We start from the raw sequence: 16,326 nt of genomic DNA on the forward strand, positions 1-16,326 counted from the left end.
GTGCTCCTTACATCCCCACCGAGGCGAGGAGGTGCCCGACCTCGGTCTTGGACAGCTTGCGGATGGTGCCCTGCCGCTGGTCCCCGATCCGGATGGGGCCCACCTGGGTGCGCACGAGCTTCTCGACGGGGTGGCCCACGGCGTCGAAGAGCCGGCGCACGATGCGGTTGCGCCCCGAGTGCAGGACGACCTCGACGAGGATGTGCCCGGGGGTGGAGTCCACCAGGCGGAACGAGTCGACGGAGGCCATGCCGTCCTCGAGCTGGATGCCGGCCTTCATGGCGGTGCCCACGCCCTTCTCCATGGGCCCGCGGACCTGCACGAGGTAGGTCTTGGGCACCTCGTAGGAGGGGTGGGTGAGGCGGTTGGTGAGCTCGCCGTCGTTGGTCAGCAGCAGCAGGCCCTCGGTCTCGACGTCGAGGCGGCCCACGTGGAAGACGCGCTCGTTCTTGCGGTGGTCGAGGTAGTCGGACACGCAGGGGCGCCCCTCGGGGTCCTCCATGGTGGACAGGACGCCCTCGGGCTTGTTGAAGGCGTAGTACACGAGGTTCTCGTCGAGCTGGACCCGGATGCCGTCCACGTGGATCTCCGCGGTGGCGGGGTCCACGCGCACGCCGAGCTCGGTGACGGTCTCGCCGTTGACCTGCACGCGGCCGGCCTCGATCATCTCCTCGCACACGCGCCGCGAGGCCACCCCGGCCTGGGCCATGAGCTTCTGCAGGCGCACGCCGTCCGGGTCGTGCTGGTCGAGCCGGTCGACCGGGGGGTTCTTGGGCCGGCGCTTGCGGTGCGGCGGGCGGTAGGGCGTGGCGGGCATCCGCCGGGCGCTCTTCTCGGAGGACGCGAAGGGGCGCGGTCCCCGCTCCGGGGCGGAGCCCTGCGTCTTGCCGGAGGCCCCCTGGCCGGTGCTGCGGCCGGTCGCCTTGCCGGTGGTCTTGCCGGTGGTCTTGCCGGCGCCGGGCTTGCCGCCCTGGAAGCCCTTGGCGGTCCTGCTCGGGGCGCCGCGGCCGCTCTGCGCGCCGGCGCCGCGCCGGCCGCCGGGGCCGGGGCGTCCGGATGATGATCGTGAAGTGGCCATGGTGGTGTCTCAGTCCTCGTAGTCGTCGAGTTGGTCGATGCCCGGCAGGTGAGGGGCGATCTCGGGGAGCTCGTCGAGCGAGCCGATGCCCATCTTCTCCAGGAAGAATCCGGTCGTGCCGTAGAGCACGGCGCCGGACTCGCCGTCGCGCTCGAGCTCGCGGATGAGCCCGCGCTGCACGAGCGTGCGCACCACGCCGTCGACGTTCACCCCGCGGATCGCGGAGATCCGTCCGCGGCTCACAGGCTGGCGGTACGCCACGACGGCCAGGGTCTCCAGGGCCGCCTGGGACAACCGGGCGGTCTGTCCCTCCGTGACGAACGCGGAGACGACGGGGGCGAACGCGCTGCGGGAGTAGATCCGCCAGCCGGCGCCGGTGCTGCGCAGCTCGAATCCGCGCGGCTCCAACGTTCCATCATACCCCGGATCCGCGCCGCGTCCGTCGTACTCCGCGCGCAGGCGGTCCAGGACCCGCTGGACCGCGGCCACGGGGACCACGAGGGCGGCGGCGATCGCGTACTCGCTGACGGGCTCGTCGGCGACCATGAGGATCGCCTCCACGGCCGCCCGCAGCCCGCCCGGCAGCGCCTCGACGTCGGGGCGGGCGGCCCCGTCCGGCCCGCTCACGCGAGCGCCCCGGCGGTCAGCTCCGCGGCACGCGGCGCGGCGGGGACCGGCTCGGCGGTGGACGGGGCGTCGTCGCCCGGGCTCCCGGCGCTCCAGCCGCCGTCGGGGTCGGTCCAGCGCACGGTCAGCTCCCCGAGCGGGCCGTCCTGGACGAGGTCGACGACGGCGTCGCGGTACATCTCCAGCAGCGCCAGGAACCGCACCACGACGACGAGCGTGCTCGCGGCGTCGGCGACCAGGGCCCGGAAGCCGTGCGGGCGGCCGTCGGCGAGCAGCCCCGCCAGCACCTCGGCCTCGTCCGGCACGCTCACGGCGGCGCCGTGCAGGTGGTCGGTGCCCACCTCGGCGGGGGCGCCGGGGCGGGCGCCGAGCACGGCGCGGGCGAGCCGGGCGAGCTGCTCGGGGGTGGTCCGCCAGTCGAGCTCGGGCAGGGCCGCGGCGGCCTGCGGGTCGAGCGGCACGGCGCGGGGGAAGCGCGCGGACTCCGCGCGCAGGCGCTCGTCGAGGAGCCCGGCGACCTCCTTGAAGGCCTTGTACTGCAGCAGCCGGGCGAACAGCAGGTCCCGGGCCTCCAGCAGGGCCACGTCGTCCTGGTCCTCGACCTCGCCGCGGGGCAGCAGCCGGGCGGCCTTGAGGTCGAGCAGGGTCGCGGCGACCACGAGGAACTCGCTGGCCTCGTCGAGGGCCCGGGCGGAACCGGTGCGCTGGAGGGCGCGCACGTAGTGCAGGAACTCGTCGGTCACGCTCGCGAGCGCCACCTGGGTAATGTCCATCTCGTGCTTGGCGATCAGCGACAGCAGCACCTCGAAGGGCCCCGCGAAGTTCTCCAGCCGCACGGCGAAGCCCCCGGGGCCGTCGGGCCCTGGGAGCTCCTCGGCGTGCATCAGGGTGCGCCGCCGCGCGAGATGAGCTCCCGCGCCAGCTGACGGTAGGACTCGGCGCCCTGGTGCGCCGTGGCGAACGAGAGGATCGGCTCGGCGGCCACCGTGGCGTCGGGGAACTTCACGGTGCGCTTGATGACGGTGTCGAAGACCTTGTCGCCGAACGCGTCGACGATCCGGGCCATGACCTCCCGCGAGTGCAGGGTGCGGGCGTCGAACATCGTGGCGAGCACCCCGTCGATCTGCAGGCGCGGGTTGAGCCGGTCCTGGACCTTCTCGATGGAGTCGACGAGCAGGGCCACGGCGCGCAGCGCGAAGAACTCGGCGATGAGCGGGATGATCACGCCGTGCGCGGCGGTGAGCGCGTTGACGGTGAGCAGGCCCAGGGAGGGCTGGCAGTCGATGATGATGACGTCGTAGTGCTCCTCGACCTTGCGCAGGGCGCTGGCGAGGACCTGCTCGCGGGCCACCTCGGTGACGAGCTGGACCTCCGCGGCGGAGAGGTCGATGTTGGCGGGCAGCAGGTCGACGTTGTCGACGTCGGTCTCCTGGACGACGTCCCACACGTCCACGCTGCGGTCCATCATGACGTTGTAGACCGTGAGCTCGAGCTCGTGCGGGTTCGCCCCGAGCCCGGCCGAGAGCGCGCCCTGGGGGTCGAAGTCGACGAGCAGGACCTTCCGGCCCAGCTCGGCGAGGGCGGCGCCCAGGTTGATGGTCGACGTGGTCTTGCCGACGCCGCCCTTCTGGTTGACCATCGCGATGATCCGCGCGGGCCCGTGCTCGGTCAGCTCGGGGGGCTCCGGGAAACTGCGCACGGGGCGGCCCGTGGGGCCGACGGCCCCTGCCGCGAACTCGCCCGTCCCGGGGATCCTCTCGTCGCTTCGCTGGGTCACTCGTGGCACCGCTCTTTCGTGTCGTGTTCGTGCCCGGCGCGCGCCGGCCCGGGCACGCGGGTGGGTGGGGGCCGGTCCGGCCTGGGGCTTTCCTGGACTCGATCAGCTCCCAGGGTACCGCCGCGGCGAGCGCGCCCCGAAAACGGCCGGGCCGCCCCGCCCCCCCCGCCCCCGGGGGGGGGGGGGGGGCGACTTCCGCTTTCTGCCTCGTCCCCGCTGCCGGGGTGGCGGTCCTCCACGGTCGCCACCCCGCGCACGGGATGGCCCGGGTCCACGGGGCGATCACCGGACGCCGGGCCCGCCTCCTCGGACCGGCGCGCCTCATCGGCCCCGGCCGGGGCCGCAGGTTCTGCCGGAGCCGGCGGCGTCTAGGCTCCTGCCGTGGTCTGCGGCGCCGCAGCCACCGGCCGGGCACGGAGGCCCAGGACGAGAGCCGTCACGCCTCCGGCGATCGCGTCCGCGCCCGGTGGGCCCCCCAGCTCACCGACCGCGAGCGCACCACCTCGCCGACCCGCCCGCGGACCGCCCCGGTCCGACAGCACGCCGGCCTCGCCCGCGCCGCCACGGCTGCGGGCGAGGAGCCCCGTCGCCCCGACACGGAACCCCGGTGCTCCGGGTGCGTCGATGTCCCACGGGGTCCCCGCCCCGTCGTCGGACGCCTGCTTGCGGCGCCCGGACCGGTCACCGGGGCACGCGGGAACAGGAGCGTCCGCGGCCGCTGACGGCCTCGAGGCACCTTCCGCCTCCGCAGGTGGAGCCACCCGCTTCCTCCGGCGTGGATCCCCGCCGCCGGGGCGCGACCTGCGGACCTGCCGCCGTCACGGCCTCCACAGGCCGGCGGCGCTTCCCTCCGGCGGAGCGCCTTCGCGGCCCCCGCCACGGCCCCCGGGCGCCCTGCATCCTTGTTCCCCTGGGGTCCGTTCATTCCTCACCGGCTGGCCCTCGCGGTCGCCGGTCCCGATCTTGTGAAAGCTTCACCATGAAACACACCATGTCCGTCCTGGTCCAGGTGGACCTCGACGGCACCTACGTCCACATACTCGTCACGGGATGTCTCACCGCGGCGAACCAGCACGTGCTCCACCCCGTGATCGGGCGCGCTCGCGCACTCACTCCCGAAGTGCACGTGGAGGTCGACCTGGACTCCGTCCGGCACCTGGAGCCCACCGCGGTGACGTCGTTGCGCGCGGCCATCGACCGCGAGGAGATCTTCCCCGGGCGGGGGGAGGTGACCATCGCCGTGCCCTCCGGCTCCCGCGCCCACCCGCCCGTGCGCGCGCTGCCGCTCGGGGCGCCCGAAGAGACATGGTCGCTTCCCGCTCTGGCGGCCTGACCCGCGCCCGATCCACCGGAGGCGCCAGGCCCCCGGCGAGGCGCCCCTGTCCCCGGGCTCGCGTCGCGCGAGGGCTTGATGCGTTCCGGCGGTTCTGGATCGGCTGTGGCTGTGGTGGCGTTCCTGCTGCACCCTCCGGGCGGGTGCGGGACGAGGTCTTCGCGGCCGGATCATCTCGCCGAGCGGACCCCGGCGCCGACATCGGCGTTCGCTACCTCCTGGGAAGGGCCGAACGCGTGGGTCTGCACGGCCGCACGCGCGCCGCCCGCCACGGCGCCGACGGCAGGTCCGCCGTCCGTGCGAGGCGTCCCCGGAGTCCGGCCCCCTGATCCCCGCCGCCGTGGTCGACGGCCGGGGAGGTCGCCGTCGTCGACGAGGCCGCAGCAGACCGGGACCGGTGGCCCGGGTGCGGTAGCTTCGCCGTGACGTCGTGCTCATGAACATCCGCTGGCCTGAGGTGGACGGGTTGGATGCCACCCGGGCGATCGTGGCCGGCCCTGGGGCACTGGGGGCGGACGCGACGGACGGGAATCGGGTGCGGCTCAGGTGCACACGACGGCCACGAGGCCGTGGCGGCCTGGGCAGGGCCCGTCCCATCTGCGGCGATGTTCCACGACACTGCTTCCTCCCCGTTCCCGAACGCCAACCGGACGCTGGGCGGCACCGGCTCCGGCGCCACGGACTTCGCCTCCGGGCATCCGGCGGTGGACCACGAACTGGCCGAGCACATCCCCCGGAAGGCGCGCACTGCGGTCCAGGGCTGGCTCGACTCCGTTCGCCAGGCGGAGCTCCAGCACGCGCCGCGCGAGAAGCCCTCCGTTCCGCAGGACGTGGACCGGTCCCTGCTACAGGACCGGCCACCGCGAGCGGGGACGCCGATCACGTGCGCAGCGCCAGCCCACGGCCGAGGACATCGCGCCGCTGGAGGCCGTCGACCTGTTCGGAGCCCGGTACTGCCCGGGGCAACGACCGAGGGCGCCCGTCCGGTGGACGGGCGCCCTCAGCGCATCAGGCCGTGAATTCAGTCCTTGCCCTTGCCCTTGCCGTGGTCGTGGCCCTTGCCGTGGCCCTTGTCGTGGTCGTGGTCGTGGTCGTGGTCGTGGTCGTGGTCATCGTTGTCCTGCTTGAACCAGACGTCCACCTTGTACTCGTCCACCGTGTGCACCGTCTTACCGGTCTTGTCGGTGTACTTGGCGTCGCGGTAGTACTTCTTCCAGTCGTCGTCGCCCTTGTGCTCGGCGATGGAGGCGGCCTTCTTGAGGCTGACATCCTCGTAGTGCTTCTTGTGCCACTTGCCGTGGCGGTCCTTGTACTTGATGTGGACGTCGACTTCGCCGTTCTTGCGCTCGTCATCGTGGTCGTGGTGGCGACCCTTGTGGTCCTTGCCCTTGTCCTTGTGGTCGTGGCTGTAGCCGCCCTTGTCGTCGCCCTTGTCGTCCCCCGCGAACGCCGGGGCGGAGGCGCCGCCCGTCACGAGCAGGCCCGCCAGCGCAGCGCCGGCCAGAGTCTTGTGCAGCTTTTCCATGGTGTTCCCCCTGTGTGTGTGACCTGGTTCCCATTGGTGAAACAGGTGTATGCACACGCTAAGGACGCCTCCGCATTGTTCGCAAGCAAATTTCACGCGTGTTAATAGTTTTCTTCGAATTGCCCTGTAAAAAGATGAAATGACATGAAGAGGGTGAAACGCGCCCATTGTCACCGATATTTGGAGGTTGTCCGCGTCCTGGGGGAGAGGCCGAAACCCCGGTGCGGCGGCGGTGGCACGCGGTGCCCGAGCGAGTTGCTCTTGGGTTGACCCCGGCCCCGTTGCGCATGGCGCCCCAGGTCAGTGCGTGTCTGCCCCGGAGGGAGACCGAGGAGCAGGGGGCGGGCCGACGGCGGTGTCGCCCCCCTCGGTGATCCGGTGCGCGTCTGGCCATGCTGCTCCGTCACGACCCGATCGCGCGCCAAGTCGGTGAATGCCGAAAATGCTTTCGGCTGCGAGGCCGACAGCTCACCGCATCGCGCGTCATGCCCCTCAGTATTCAATGCGATAACTTTTATTTGCATTATGAAATAGATTGACCGGCGAATAGATTCCGCGGGTGCCGAGTTCTTGTCCGGCTGAGGTCCGCGCCGCGCTCCCCGGGCAGGGGTCACCAAGGGATGCGCCGACGGAGTGGCGGGGCCAACCACCGGTCGGGTGGGGTGCGGCGTCGTGGAAATCGGCCCGATCCCGTGCGGAGGCCGGCTCCGTGGGCAGCTCCGCGAAGGGGGAGCAGGGGGGAAGCATTCCTGCCCGGGGGAGGGCAGAAATGCTCCGGCAGGCGGGGGTGGTCCGGGACGGGCTTCGCTGTCCCCCCAGGGACGTGTGTCGCAGCGAAACCCCGGCGGCACCCCGGTGCCTGCTGAAGTCGACTTTACTGGTCAGTAGATGCAGCGGGGGACCGGGCGGCGTGGCTACATGTGGGGACGGCGCGACAGCGCCTCACCCCACGGGGCAGGGCCCCGCGGGTGCAGCGGGAGTCGGCCCAGCCGCTGAGCTCGGGCACCGAGTGCGCGGTCACGTGCTCCGGCCCGCCGTCAGCGAAGCGGGGAGCACCTGGAGGTCGATGCGGGAGGACGTGGACTTCTCCACTGCGATGGAACCGATGCCGTCCACCGTCAGGGCCGCCCGCATCCAGAGGGAGCGGGAGATCGCACCGGGCGGAGCACCGGCTCCGCGGCCACGCGCCGGGCCGCCGGAAAGGATCCGGGCTGACGACGCCCGGCCCCCACCGCCGGCGCACCCGCCATGCGCCGGCACCGATCGAGGCGGAGGATCCGGCCATCCAGGTCATCCGCCACCTCAGGATGTCCTGGACTCCTCTACCGGTGGATGCGGGGCCGGCCGGCCGCCCCGGTCCGCGGCCCCGACTCCCCTCCGTCGGCCCATGACGCCGTACCCGGCGGAGGATGTCCGGATCTGTGGGACGGTCGTCCGCCCGGACAGTGGACCCCCGTCCGCCGAGCGGGGAGGGTGGAGGGAGGACGGCCATGAGCGGTCCCGCCACGCACCGACCACGAGGAGAGACAGTGCCTGAAACGATTGCCGGAATCGCCGTCCCGGACTCCGCCCTCGCCCGCGACACCACGACGCTGGTGCGGCAGGCCGCCGACGAGAACCTGTTCCACCACTCCCGCCGCGTCTTCCTCTTCGGGATGCTCCAGTCCGCCGCCCGGGGGCTCGAGGTGGACCCGGAGCTGGCCTACGTCGGCGCCATGTTCCACGACCTGGGCCTCACCGCCGCCCACCGCAGGAGAGAGCAGCGGTTCGAGATCGACGGCGCCGAGGCGGCGCAGGCGTTCCTGCGCGACCACGGCCGGTCGCGGGAGGAGGCGCGCACCGTGTGGCTGGCGATCGCCCTGCACACCACCCCGGAGATCCCGCACCACCTGGGCCCCGAGGTCGCGGTCGTCACCCTCGGCGTGGAGACCGACGTCCTGGGGCTCGAGCTCGACCGGATCAGCGAGGCCGACCGCGCCGCCGTCGTCGCCGCCCACCCCCGCACGGACTTCAAGAACCGCATCCTCCGGGCCTTCTACGACGGCATGGCCGACCGGCCCGGCACGACCTTCGGCACCATGAACGACGACGTGCTCGCCCACTTCGACCCCGGCTTCCGCAGGGAGGACTTCGTGCGGATCATCCAGGACAACGCCTGGCCCGAGTGAACCGGCCCGGAGCGCACCCGGTGAGGCGCGGACGGTAGCGTGAGATCGTGACGACCCAGACCCGGCGTGTGGTGTTCCTCGTGTTCGACGGCGTGAAGATGCTCGACGTCGCCGGCCCGGCCGAGGTGTTCGCCGAGGCCAACGCCCTCGGCGCGGACTACGCGCTGAGCTACGCCTCGCCGTCGGGCGCGCCGGTGCTGACCTCCATCGGGACCCGGCTGCCCGTGGATGCGCCCGCCTCGGAGGTGGCCGAGGTCGACACGGTGGTCGTCGCCGGGGGCGACGGACTCGTGGCCGCGCCGATCCCCGAGGCCCTGGTCGGTGCGGTCCGGGGTCTCGGGGACCGACCGCGCCGGCTGGTCTCCATCTGCACCGGGTCCTTCGTCCTGGCCGCCGCCGGGGTGCTGGCCGGGCGGCGGGCGACCACGCACTGGCGCCACGCCCCGCTCCTGGCCCGCGCCCACCCCGATGTCCGCGTGGAGTCCGATGCCCTGTTCGTGGAGGACCGGGGCGTGTTCACCTCGGCCGGGGTCTCGGCGGGCATCGACCTCGCCCTGGCCCTGCTCGAGGGCGACCACGGGCCGGACCTCGCCCGGGCGGTCGCCCGCAACCTGGTGATGTTCATGCAGCGCCCAGGCGGCCAGTCCCAGTTCTCCGACTCTCTGCGACTGCGGTCACCTCGCGCGCCGGCGGTGCGCGCCGCCGTCGAGCTCGTCGCCGCGCAGCCCGCGCTCGACCACAGCACCGGGTCGCTGGCAGCCGCCGTCGGCCTCAGCCCCCGGCATCTCGCGCGGCTCTTCGCGGCCGAACTGGGCATCTCACCGGCCAGGCTGGTCGAGCGCACGCGCCTGGACCACGCCCAGGTGCTCCTCGACGCCGGGCACAGCATCACCGTCACCGCCCGCGCCGCCGGATTCGGCAGCACCGAGACCCTGCGCCGGGTCTTCGTGGCGCGCTTCGGTGTCGCGCCCAGCCAGTACCGGGCTCGGTTCTCCACCACCCACACCGGCGGACAGCTCGGTCGGACGGGCCTCAGTGCCGGGAAGAGCAGGGACTGAAGCGTCGACAGGTGACGGTCGGGGTTTCATGCCGCAAGGGTCCCAGCGACAACCGCCGGAGTGGCTGCTCGCCGCCCTCGACGCCCCGCCCGCGGAAGTGCTGTCTCGCCCCCGCACCGGGCGTGGCAGTGAGGGCCTCCTCGGCCGCACGGTGCCGACCGCGTCCCGGGCATGCCGGGGGCCGCCCTCCACCGCAGCATCCGGGAGCTTCCGGTTGTGCCGGTGGGGACCCCTCGGCGATGGGGCGGTGTCCACGTAGGGGAGTGGTCATCCGGCAGCTTCCCCCTGACGCGCCGCCTGCCGCCGGGCCGAGGTGCCCCTCGCCGCCACCGTGCGGTGGTCGCGACAGCACCACGGGTCAGGACGTGCACTCACGCCTCCCCGGGACGGCACGGCCCCATGGGTACGGTGGAGCAATGGCCTCAGACAGTCGCGGGAGCACCCAGGTGCTCTGCTGCACCGTGGGCGGGTTCTGCTTCGGGGCCCTGGTCGCGGGCCTCAACGCGGTCTCGGCGGCTCATCCTGCCCTGGTCGTTCTGTCCCAGGTCCTGGGGGTCGGCTGGTCCTGGGCCGGACTCGGCATCCTGGTCGGCGCCCTTGCGCGGCGACGGCCGGCCGTGGCCGCGGTCGGCACGCTGCTGCCGGCCGTGGTGGGGTACTACCTGGTCGATCTGCGCAACGGGGTCTACACCCATCATGATCGCGACCACCCGGTGTACGACATCGATCCCACCCAGGCGCCCGTCGTCACGTCATGGGACGGTCTCATCGGCGACACGACCTTCTGGGGCGCGGCCGCTCTTCTCCTCGGGCTGGTGCTCGGTCCGGTCGGAGCCTGGACCACCCGTTCCGGCCGGTCGGGCCTGCTCTGCAGGCTGGTGGTGCCGGTGGGGGCCGCCGTGGAGATCTTCGTGCTGCGGCTGCCCTTCGAGCTGCAGCTCCAACCCCGTCCGGTGGTGGTGGCCACGATGGCGGCGGTGGGGTCGATCGGCCTCGTCGTGGCCGCAGTGCTGTGCCTCCACCACGCCAGGCTCGAGCCGGGCTGTCGCCGTTCACCTCCGTCGACCCGGCAGGACGGATCTCCGGTCGTGCCGCTGCACTGACCGGGGACCCCCGGAGCACCGCTTCGCAGGACACGGCCTAGTGACGCAGCGTGTGGGCGGGGTTCTGGCCGTAAGCCTGACGGTGGCGGCGGGCGAAGTCCCCGGGGTGGGCGAAGCCCCAGCGCGCGGCGATCGCGGCCACGGTGTCCCCAGCGGTCGGATCACCCCCGACGAGGTCCTGGTGGGCGGCGGCCAGCCGCAGCCCGCGCAGATAGGCCCCGGGGGTGGTGTCGGCGTGGGCGCGGAACGTGCGGGTGAGCTCGACGGTGCTCAGGTGCGCGTGGCGGGCGACGTCCTCGACGGTGATCGGCAGCGAGACGGCGGCGTGCATGAATTGCACCGCCCGGGTGTAGGCGGCTTGCCGGGCCGCCACCGTCTCCCGCCGGGCCTGGGGGTCCCCGGCCAGGGGGAAGGCTTCCAGGGTGGCCACCGTCATCCGGTGCACCAGCTCGGCCCGCAGCATCGGCACGGAGACGATCTCGGGGTCGGTCAGCGCCCGGTGGACGAAGGCCTGGGTGGTCTGCCAGTAGGCGGCCATCTGCGCCGACACCGGGCCCGGAGCCGTGAAGACGACCGGGAGGGACTCGTTGCCGTAGGCGGTGCGGGCGGTCCGGGCGAGGGTGGCCAGGCTGAGATCGACCGTGTCGAGGCTCAGGAACTCGAGTGCGGCCTGATAGTCCTGGTGCGGCTGCTTCACCGCCAGGCCGGTGCCGCGGTGACCGTTGATCTCCCAGCGATGGGTCCCTGACCGCGGCAGGCTGACCGTGACCCTGTCCTCGAGCACCAGGTGCACCTGCCCCTGACCCCGGAAGTGGAAACGGCCCAGGGCGAGCTCCGCGTCACCGTCCACGTCCTGGCGGTACACGAAGGCCGGGTCATCGCGGAGCGGATGGATGACCGCGCCCGCGTAGGCCCGGGACAGCTGCTCGTTGACCACATCGGGATCGGTGGTCACACAGCGCAGACGGATCGGCAGGATCTGCGTCACGTCCACCCCCTGCAGGCTCCGTCCGGTGCAGTGTCCCCAGGCGCGAGAACCCCGGGCAGCATCCCCCCGGGGCTGTCCCGAGCCCAGGCTCCGGCTGTCCCCACGGCAGCGGCAATCATGTCGTCCAGGCTAGCCACCGTCCCGGGCCCCGCCCAGGCCCCCGGGACAGATGACCTCGGAGCATTTCCGCCCGTGCGTGCCTCGCGAGCCGGGATCAGCTGCGCAAGGTGGTCGAGGGGGCCTGGCCGTAGTGGTTCCGGTAGGCGGCGGCGAACCGCCCCGGGTGGGCGAACCCCCAGCCGGCGGCGATCGCCGCCACGCTCACCCCCGTGGTGGGGTCGGCGGCCACGAGGTCGGCGTGGGCCGCCTCCAGCCGTGCGGCGCGAAGGTACTCCAGCGGGGTGGTGCCCTTCTCCCGGCGGAAGGCGGCCTGCAGACCTCGCGGGCTCATCCGGGCGGCCGCGGCGATCTCGGCCAGCCCGATGGGCTCGCCCAGGGACGCGTCGATGAACGCCACGGCCCGCCGGACCCCACCGGAGCCGGGCTGCGGTGCTGGGGCGGGGTCCTGGAGGTGCTCGAGGAACGAGTTCGGGAAGACGTGCAGCAGCGCGGTGACCAGGGACCGGGTCATCTCCGCCCGCAGCAGCGGGTTGCTCATCACCTCCTCACGCGGCAGCAGGTCCCGGCCCACGTGGGCGATGAGGCCCGCCCAGTACCGGCCCAGGGCCGGGGTCACCGGGCCGGCACCCCTGAACTCCAGGCGCAGCACATCGGAGGCAAACAGGTTCCGGGCCTCGTCCTGGACCACTGCGGCGTCCAGGGAGAGGGTCAGCACATCGAGGTCCTCCCAGAGGCTCGTATAAGGCTGCTGGGGCAGGAGGAACGGGCCCCGGCACGCGAGGGTGTCCCGGCCGCTGGTGACCCTCACCGCGCCCCCCAGCACCTGCCCGACCCGCAGCACTCCGGGGTGCTCCCCGACCCCGCCTGCCGGGGCGCCCTGCCACCGCACCCGTTCCAGGGCCACGGGCCCGGTGCCGGCTGTGGACACGCTCACGGAGACGTCGTCGGTCGAGGGCTGGTGCGTTCCCCGCACGGCGTAGACCTTCTCCAGCACGGCCAGGGCCTCTGCTCGGTCGTGGGTGGTGAACATCGACCGCTGCACGTCGTCCCCCATGGGCAGGACGCTACGCCGCATCCACCCTCCGGTACACCACCCCGGGGAGGCCCCCACGTGTCACGGCGCCTGCGCCCCACCGCGGTCACGGGTCGATGCCCCGTCCCCGGGTCAGTGGGAGACCTCCCGGAGTCGCCGGTGGAGAACGGCTGTGACGGTCCCCGGTGGCCCACGCGCTCGGCGCGTCGCGGGCAGCCCACCACCGGCGCGCCCGGCAGCGGCTGGCGTCCAGGCCGTGCCTCGCACCGGGTCCGCTCCGACGGGCGATGACCGGGCATGCAGGCAGGGTGGTGGCCGGGGCCTGTCCGTAGCGGTCCCAGGAGGCGGCAGTGCGGCGTTCCCGGTGGGCGACGCCCCAGGGGCGGTGAGGGACTGCCCGGTCGGTGCCGGGGTCGGGTCTGCCCCCGGGGCGGCAGCCACCGGAAGGAAGGGCAGGAGCGTCCCGGCTTGCCCCTCGCCGGCACCGGCACTGCACGCCTGGGCGCGGCGGGGGGCCGATCTGGCCGGACACCGTCATGTCGCTCATGCTGTCCACACCCGAGGAGACAGTCATACATATGAATATTCATTGGTTTTTACTAGGCTGGGACGGTGAAGGAATCCACGTTGGTGTCCCTGGTCGTCATCGGCACCCTGGCCTACGGCGGGGTCGGCATCTGGACCGACCTGTCGGAGAGGTCCCGGCAGGAGGCCCAGGCCGCTCAGCAGCAGGCATCGGTCGCCCCGCGGTGCGAGGTCCTGGGGCGGGAGGAGCTGGTCCCGGAGGCCGGGGCGCTGTTCGGGGTGAACCTGGACTGGGTGGACAAGCCGTTGGCCGACTACGCCCTGCGGCTGGGCCACAAGCCGGCGGTGAGCGTCTCGTTCACCGGGTTTCCCTATGACGAGCGGGGCCACCGGTATCTGCGGATGGCCGCTGATCAGATCCGCGCCGACGGGCAGATGATGCTGCTGACCCTCGAGCCCGAGGGCGGGCTGCAGACCGTGACCGAGGAGACGGCGCAGGAGCTGGCGGCGGATCTGGCCGAGATCAACGACTCAGGCGTGCCGGTGATCGTGCGGTTCGCTCACGAGATGAACGGTTCCTGGTATGCCTGGGGCCAGCAACCGGTCGCCTACGTGGAGACCTACCGGCGCGTGGCGGAGGCGGTGCACGAGAGGGCCCCGGGGTCGGCGATGATGTGGGCCCCCAACTACGGGGGCGGCTACCCGTTCGCCGGTGGGGCTCACGAGGCCGAGCCCGGCACCGAGGACTTCGCCATCCTGGACACCGATCATGACGGGGAGCTCACGATGGCTGATGACTCCTATGCCCCCTACTATCCCGGGGACGAGTACGTGGACTGGGTGGGGATGTCGCTCTACCACTGGGGCGACGCCCACCCGTGGGGGGAGAACGAGGTCCCGGAGGAGGGCAAGTTCCTCGCCCAGCTGACCGGCACCTACGACGGGGCCGGCGGGGACGACACCGCGGTGCCGGACTTCTACGCCGAGTACGGCAGGGACCGGGGCAAGCCGGTGTCCATTCCGGAGACCGGTGCCCTCTACGCCTCGGCCGTGGCGGAAGGGGCGGGGGAGCTGGAGATCAAGCAGGCCTGGTGGGATCAGGTCTTCGACTCCTCGATCCCCCGGGACTTCCCGCAGCTGAAGATGATCAACTGGTTCGAGTGGGACAAGCACGAGGTGGAGATCGACGGGGAGGTGGACTGGACCACCACCAACGACCCTGCCGTCCGCGCGGCCTTCACCGCAGCTCTTCCTGGCTGGTTGCGCTACGCCCCCGAGACCTCCTGCACCGCACCGGGCACCTGAGGCGTCCACCGCAGCCGCTTGCGCTCAGGCGAGCATCCGTGTGACCGTGCGCGAGAACCCGGCACGGAGAACCGGAGGGTATCGACACGCCGTGCGGGTGCGCTCAGGCCCCGGGCCGGTGCAGGAGCTGCCACGCCGGCACAGTCCCCGGGTGCTGGTGACCGGCGAGAACGCCTGGTGCGCCGGTCGTGCCGCCCTCGGCGGGACGGGGCGGCCGGTGCCCATGGTCTCCCTCCGGTACTGCGCGGGCCGGGATCGGGGCAGCGCCGACCGGCCGCCGGATGCCCCGAGCCGGGTGGGGCTGTCCTGCAGGCGCGGGCCTGCTCAGGGCAGCGTATGGGAGGCGCCGTCGGAGCCGTCGAGCACATACCGGAGCTGAGCCGGGTCGGGCCAGCGGTCCACGAGCTCCTCGACGAGGGCGTCACCGACGACGACCTCGTCCTGGTCCGGGTACTCGACGGTGAGGTGGGCCAGCTTGCCCCGGTGCAGCTGCAGGCTCACCTGCAGCTCGATGCCGCCGCTGGCCCGGAACCGGGCCTGGACCGGGTGGACCTGGGAGTGCGGCACCACGCGGACCACCTCATCGGGCACCTCGAACTCCACCATGGGGGAGAACCCGCCGGTGCCGGCCTCCACGTCGGCGCCGGTGTCGTAGTAGGACTCCTGAGCCACGTCCAGCTGGGCCAGCAGCACCTGAGCGTCCGGGGTGTCGGTGGCTTGGAGGATTCCCTCGATGATCTGACGGACCTGTGGCGTCACGGGGCGGGCGCGCAGCAGCTCGTCCACCCACACCCCTCCTCGGTGCCGGCCGCAGCGCGGTCGGCGGCGAAGGACGCCAGGACACCGGCGGCGGAGACCGCCGCCAGCCACCGCCGAGGACGGCGCACCCCGGTTGCGTGCAACCGGGACACGACCCGGGCGTCGAGGGCCTCGGAGGGCCCGGCCAGGGCCCAGACGGCCCCGCCGGCCATCAGGGCGGCCACCACGTGGGCGGGCACGAACGCGGTGCGGTCCCGGTCGGTGGTGACCCCGGCCCACCACGCCGTGGTCGTGGCCACGCCCGCCCGGTAGGCCCGGCGGCGTGCTGGGCTCAGCGCGGCGGGATCCAACAGGCTCAGAGCCCCGAAGGCGGCGGCCGAGACGACCCCGAAGACCGGTGAGACCGGATCGGTGAGACGGGCGAGAGCGTGATGCATGGAGGTGTCCTTCCGGGTCGGTGGCACCCACCCTAGGCAGGCAACCGACCACCATGACGGCACCGCACGGGAACCGGCGATTCCCCGGGGCCGGTGCACCCGGCGCCCGGGTTCGCCGGTGCCGGTTCCGCGCCGTCCTGCGGGGCGGTGGCCCGATACGGCCGGGACCCACAGCAGGGATGCCCGGGTGCGGTCCGCCATCCGGGGACCTGACGTGCCACCCATCACGGTCGGACAGCCAGGGCTTTTGCCCCGAGGCCCCATCTCGCCCCACGAATACCGTGCGAGCTCAGGGGGCCGGAAGCGTGATGGTGGGGCGGTTCGGTTCGACGGCGCCACCGGGGGACGCGGTGCCCAGACTGAACAGGCGCCCCTCCAGGGTGAACCGCTGGGTGGGCCCGCCGGAGCTGAGGTTGGCCCTGATGCTGCCGCGGGCGGGGTAGGTGCCGCGGGCGGTGACGCTGAGCCCCATGGTGATGTCCCGGCGGAG

15 protein-coding genes are annotated in these 16,326 nt (G+C 72.8%); 5 read left to right on the forward strand and 10 right to left on the reverse strand.

All coding sequences use genetic code 11. The features are described 5' to 3' along the window. Positions 1–7: 7 nt before the first annotated feature. Genes M3185_RS10345 through M3185_RS10360 form a run of 4 tightly spaced genes read right to left on the reverse strand, consistent with a single transcriptional unit; the run spans position 8 to position 3,482 of the window. Positions 8–1,078, reverse strand: coding sequence for a pseudouridine synthase (locus M3185_RS10345; RefSeq protein ID WP_251333592.1), 1,071 nt, complete (start codon positions 1,076–1,078; stop codon positions 8–10). A gap of 9 nt (positions 1,079–1,087) precedes the next feature. Continuing rightward, entirely contained in the window at positions 1,088–1,705 is a 618-nt protein-coding gene (scpB, locus tag M3185_RS10350; protein ID WP_251333593.1) for an SMC-Scp complex subunit ScpB, read from the reverse strand. Further along, entirely contained in the window at positions 1,702–2,589 is an 888-nt protein-coding gene (locus M3185_RS10355) for a segregation and condensation protein A (RefSeq protein WP_251333594.1), read from the reverse strand. The genes scpB and M3185_RS10355 overlap by 4 nt, the downstream gene beginning before the upstream one ends. Beyond that, a complete protein-coding gene (locus tag M3185_RS10360) occupies positions 2,589–3,482 on the reverse strand; it encodes a ParA family protein (RefSeq protein ID WP_251333595.1) in 894 nt (297 codons plus the stop codon). The genes M3185_RS10355 and M3185_RS10360 overlap by 1 nt, the downstream gene beginning before the upstream one ends. Positions 3,483–4,461: 979 nt before the next feature. On the opposite strand from M3185_RS10360, the gene M3185_RS10365 reads away from it, so the two are divergent. Further along, positions 4,462–4,815 carry a hypothetical protein gene (locus tag M3185_RS10365; protein WP_251333596.1) on the forward strand — a complete coding sequence of 118 codons (354 nt, stop codon included), beginning with the start codon at positions 4,462–4,464 and terminating at the stop codon, positions 4,813–4,815. Between the two features lie 1,021 nt (positions 4,816–5,836). Here the strand turns inward: M3185_RS10365 and M3185_RS10370 are convergent. Continuing rightward, positions 5,837–6,340, reverse strand: a complete 504-nt coding sequence (locus tag M3185_RS10370; RefSeq protein WP_251333597.1) for a hypothetical protein — start codon at positions 6,338–6,340, stop codon at positions 5,837–5,839. 1,529 nt (positions 6,341–7,869) lie between these two features. Between M3185_RS10370 and M3185_RS10375 the strand changes: the two genes are divergently transcribed. The 3 genes from M3185_RS10375 (at position 7,870) to M3185_RS10385 (ending at position 10,669) form a co-directional block, all read left to right on the forward strand. Then, positions 7,870–8,508 carry an HD domain-containing protein gene (locus M3185_RS10375; RefSeq protein WP_251333598.1) on the forward strand — a complete coding sequence of 213 codons (639 nt, stop codon included), beginning with the start codon at positions 7,870–7,872 and terminating at the stop codon, positions 8,506–8,508. 47 nt (positions 8,509–8,555) lie between these two features. Then, complete coding sequence (locus tag M3185_RS17385) at positions 8,556–9,566, forward strand: GlxA family transcriptional regulator (protein WP_251333599.1); 1,011 nt, start codon at positions 8,556–8,558, stop codon at positions 9,564–9,566. Positions 9,567–9,982: 416 nt separating this feature from the next. Then, complete coding sequence (locus M3185_RS10385) at positions 9,983–10,669, forward strand: hypothetical protein (protein ID WP_251333600.1); 687 nt, start codon at positions 9,983–9,985, stop codon at positions 10,667–10,669. Between the two features lie 37 nt (positions 10,670–10,706). On the opposite strand, the gene M3185_RS17390 is transcribed toward M3185_RS10385, so the two are convergent. Both M3185_RS17390 and M3185_RS10395 read right to left on the reverse strand, forming a co-directional pair. Continuing rightward, the gene (locus M3185_RS17390; protein ID WP_251333601.1) at positions 10,707–11,657 is read right to left on the reverse strand and encodes a helix-turn-helix transcriptional regulator; all 951 of its coding nucleotides are present in this window, start codon (positions 11,655–11,657) and stop codon (positions 10,707–10,709) included. Between the two features lie 214 nt (positions 11,658–11,871). Next, entirely contained in the window at positions 11,872–12,831 is a 960-nt protein-coding gene (locus tag M3185_RS10395) for a helix-turn-helix transcriptional regulator (RefSeq protein ID WP_251333602.1), read from the reverse strand. 591 nt (positions 12,832–13,422) lie between these two features. Here M3185_RS10395 and M3185_RS10400 point away from each other — a divergent pair. Beyond that, on the forward strand, positions 13,423–14,640 hold the full coding sequence (locus M3185_RS10400) for a glycoside hydrolase family 26 protein (protein WP_251333603.1): 1,218 nt from the start codon (positions 13,423–13,425) through the stop codon (positions 14,638–14,640). Between the two features lie 324 nt (positions 14,641–14,964). Here the strand turns inward: M3185_RS10400 and M3185_RS10405 are convergent, their stop codons facing one another. From M3185_RS10405 to M3185_RS10415, 3 genes are all read right to left on the reverse strand, one after another. Next, the gene (locus M3185_RS10405) at positions 14,965–15,426 is read right to left on the reverse strand and encodes a hypothetical protein (protein WP_251333604.1); all 462 of its coding nucleotides are present in this window, start codon (positions 15,424–15,426) and stop codon (positions 14,965–14,967) included. Beyond that, entirely contained in the window at positions 15,396–15,836 is a 441-nt protein-coding gene (locus tag M3185_RS10410) for a hypothetical protein (protein WP_251333605.1), read from the reverse strand. The genes M3185_RS10405 and M3185_RS10410 overlap by 31 nt, the downstream gene beginning before the upstream one ends. 289 nt (positions 15,837–16,125) lie before the next feature. Then, complete coding sequence (locus M3185_RS10415; RefSeq protein WP_251333606.1) at positions 16,126–16,308, reverse strand: hypothetical protein; 183 nt, start codon at positions 16,306–16,308, stop codon at positions 16,126–16,128. Between the last annotated feature and the right edge of the window lie 18 nt (positions 16,309–16,326).

Origin of the sequence: Kocuria rosea (assembly GCF_023715525.1) — a bacterium.
GTDB classification, from domain to species: Bacteria; Actinomycetota; Actinomycetes; order Actinomycetales; family Micrococcaceae; genus Kocuria; species Kocuria rosea_A.

Coding starts and splice junctions, on each gene's coding strand:
- M3185_RS10345 (WP_251333592.1), bottom strand. CDS start 1,078: ATGGCCACTTCACGATCATCATCCGGACGCCCCGGCCCCGGCGGCCGG.
- M3185_RS10370 (WP_251333597.1), bottom strand. CDS start 6,340: ATGGAAAAGCTGCACAAGACTCTGGCCGGCGCTGCGCTGGCGGGCCTG.
- M3185_RS10385 (WP_251333600.1), top strand. CDS start 9,983: ATGGCCTCAGACAGTCGCGGGAGCACCCAGGTGCTCTGCTGCACCGTG.
- M3185_RS10410 (WP_251333605.1), bottom strand. CDS start 15,836: ATGCATCACGCTCTCGCCCGTCTCACCGATCCGGTCTCACCGGTCTTC.
- M3185_RS10395 (WP_251333602.1), bottom strand. CDS start 12,831: ATGGGGGACGACGTGCAGCGGTCGATGTTCACCACCCACGACCGAGCA.
- M3185_RS10355 (WP_251333594.1), bottom strand. CDS start 2,589: ATGCACGCCGAGGAGCTCCCAGGGCCCGACGGCCCCGGGGGCTTCGCC.
- M3185_RS10415 (WP_251333606.1), bottom strand. CDS start 16,308: ATGGGGCTCAGCGTCACCGCCCGCGGCACCTACCCCGCCCGCGGCAGC.
- M3185_RS10365 (WP_251333596.1), top strand. CDS start 4,462: ATGAAACACACCATGTCCGTCCTGGTCCAGGTGGACCTCGACGGCACC.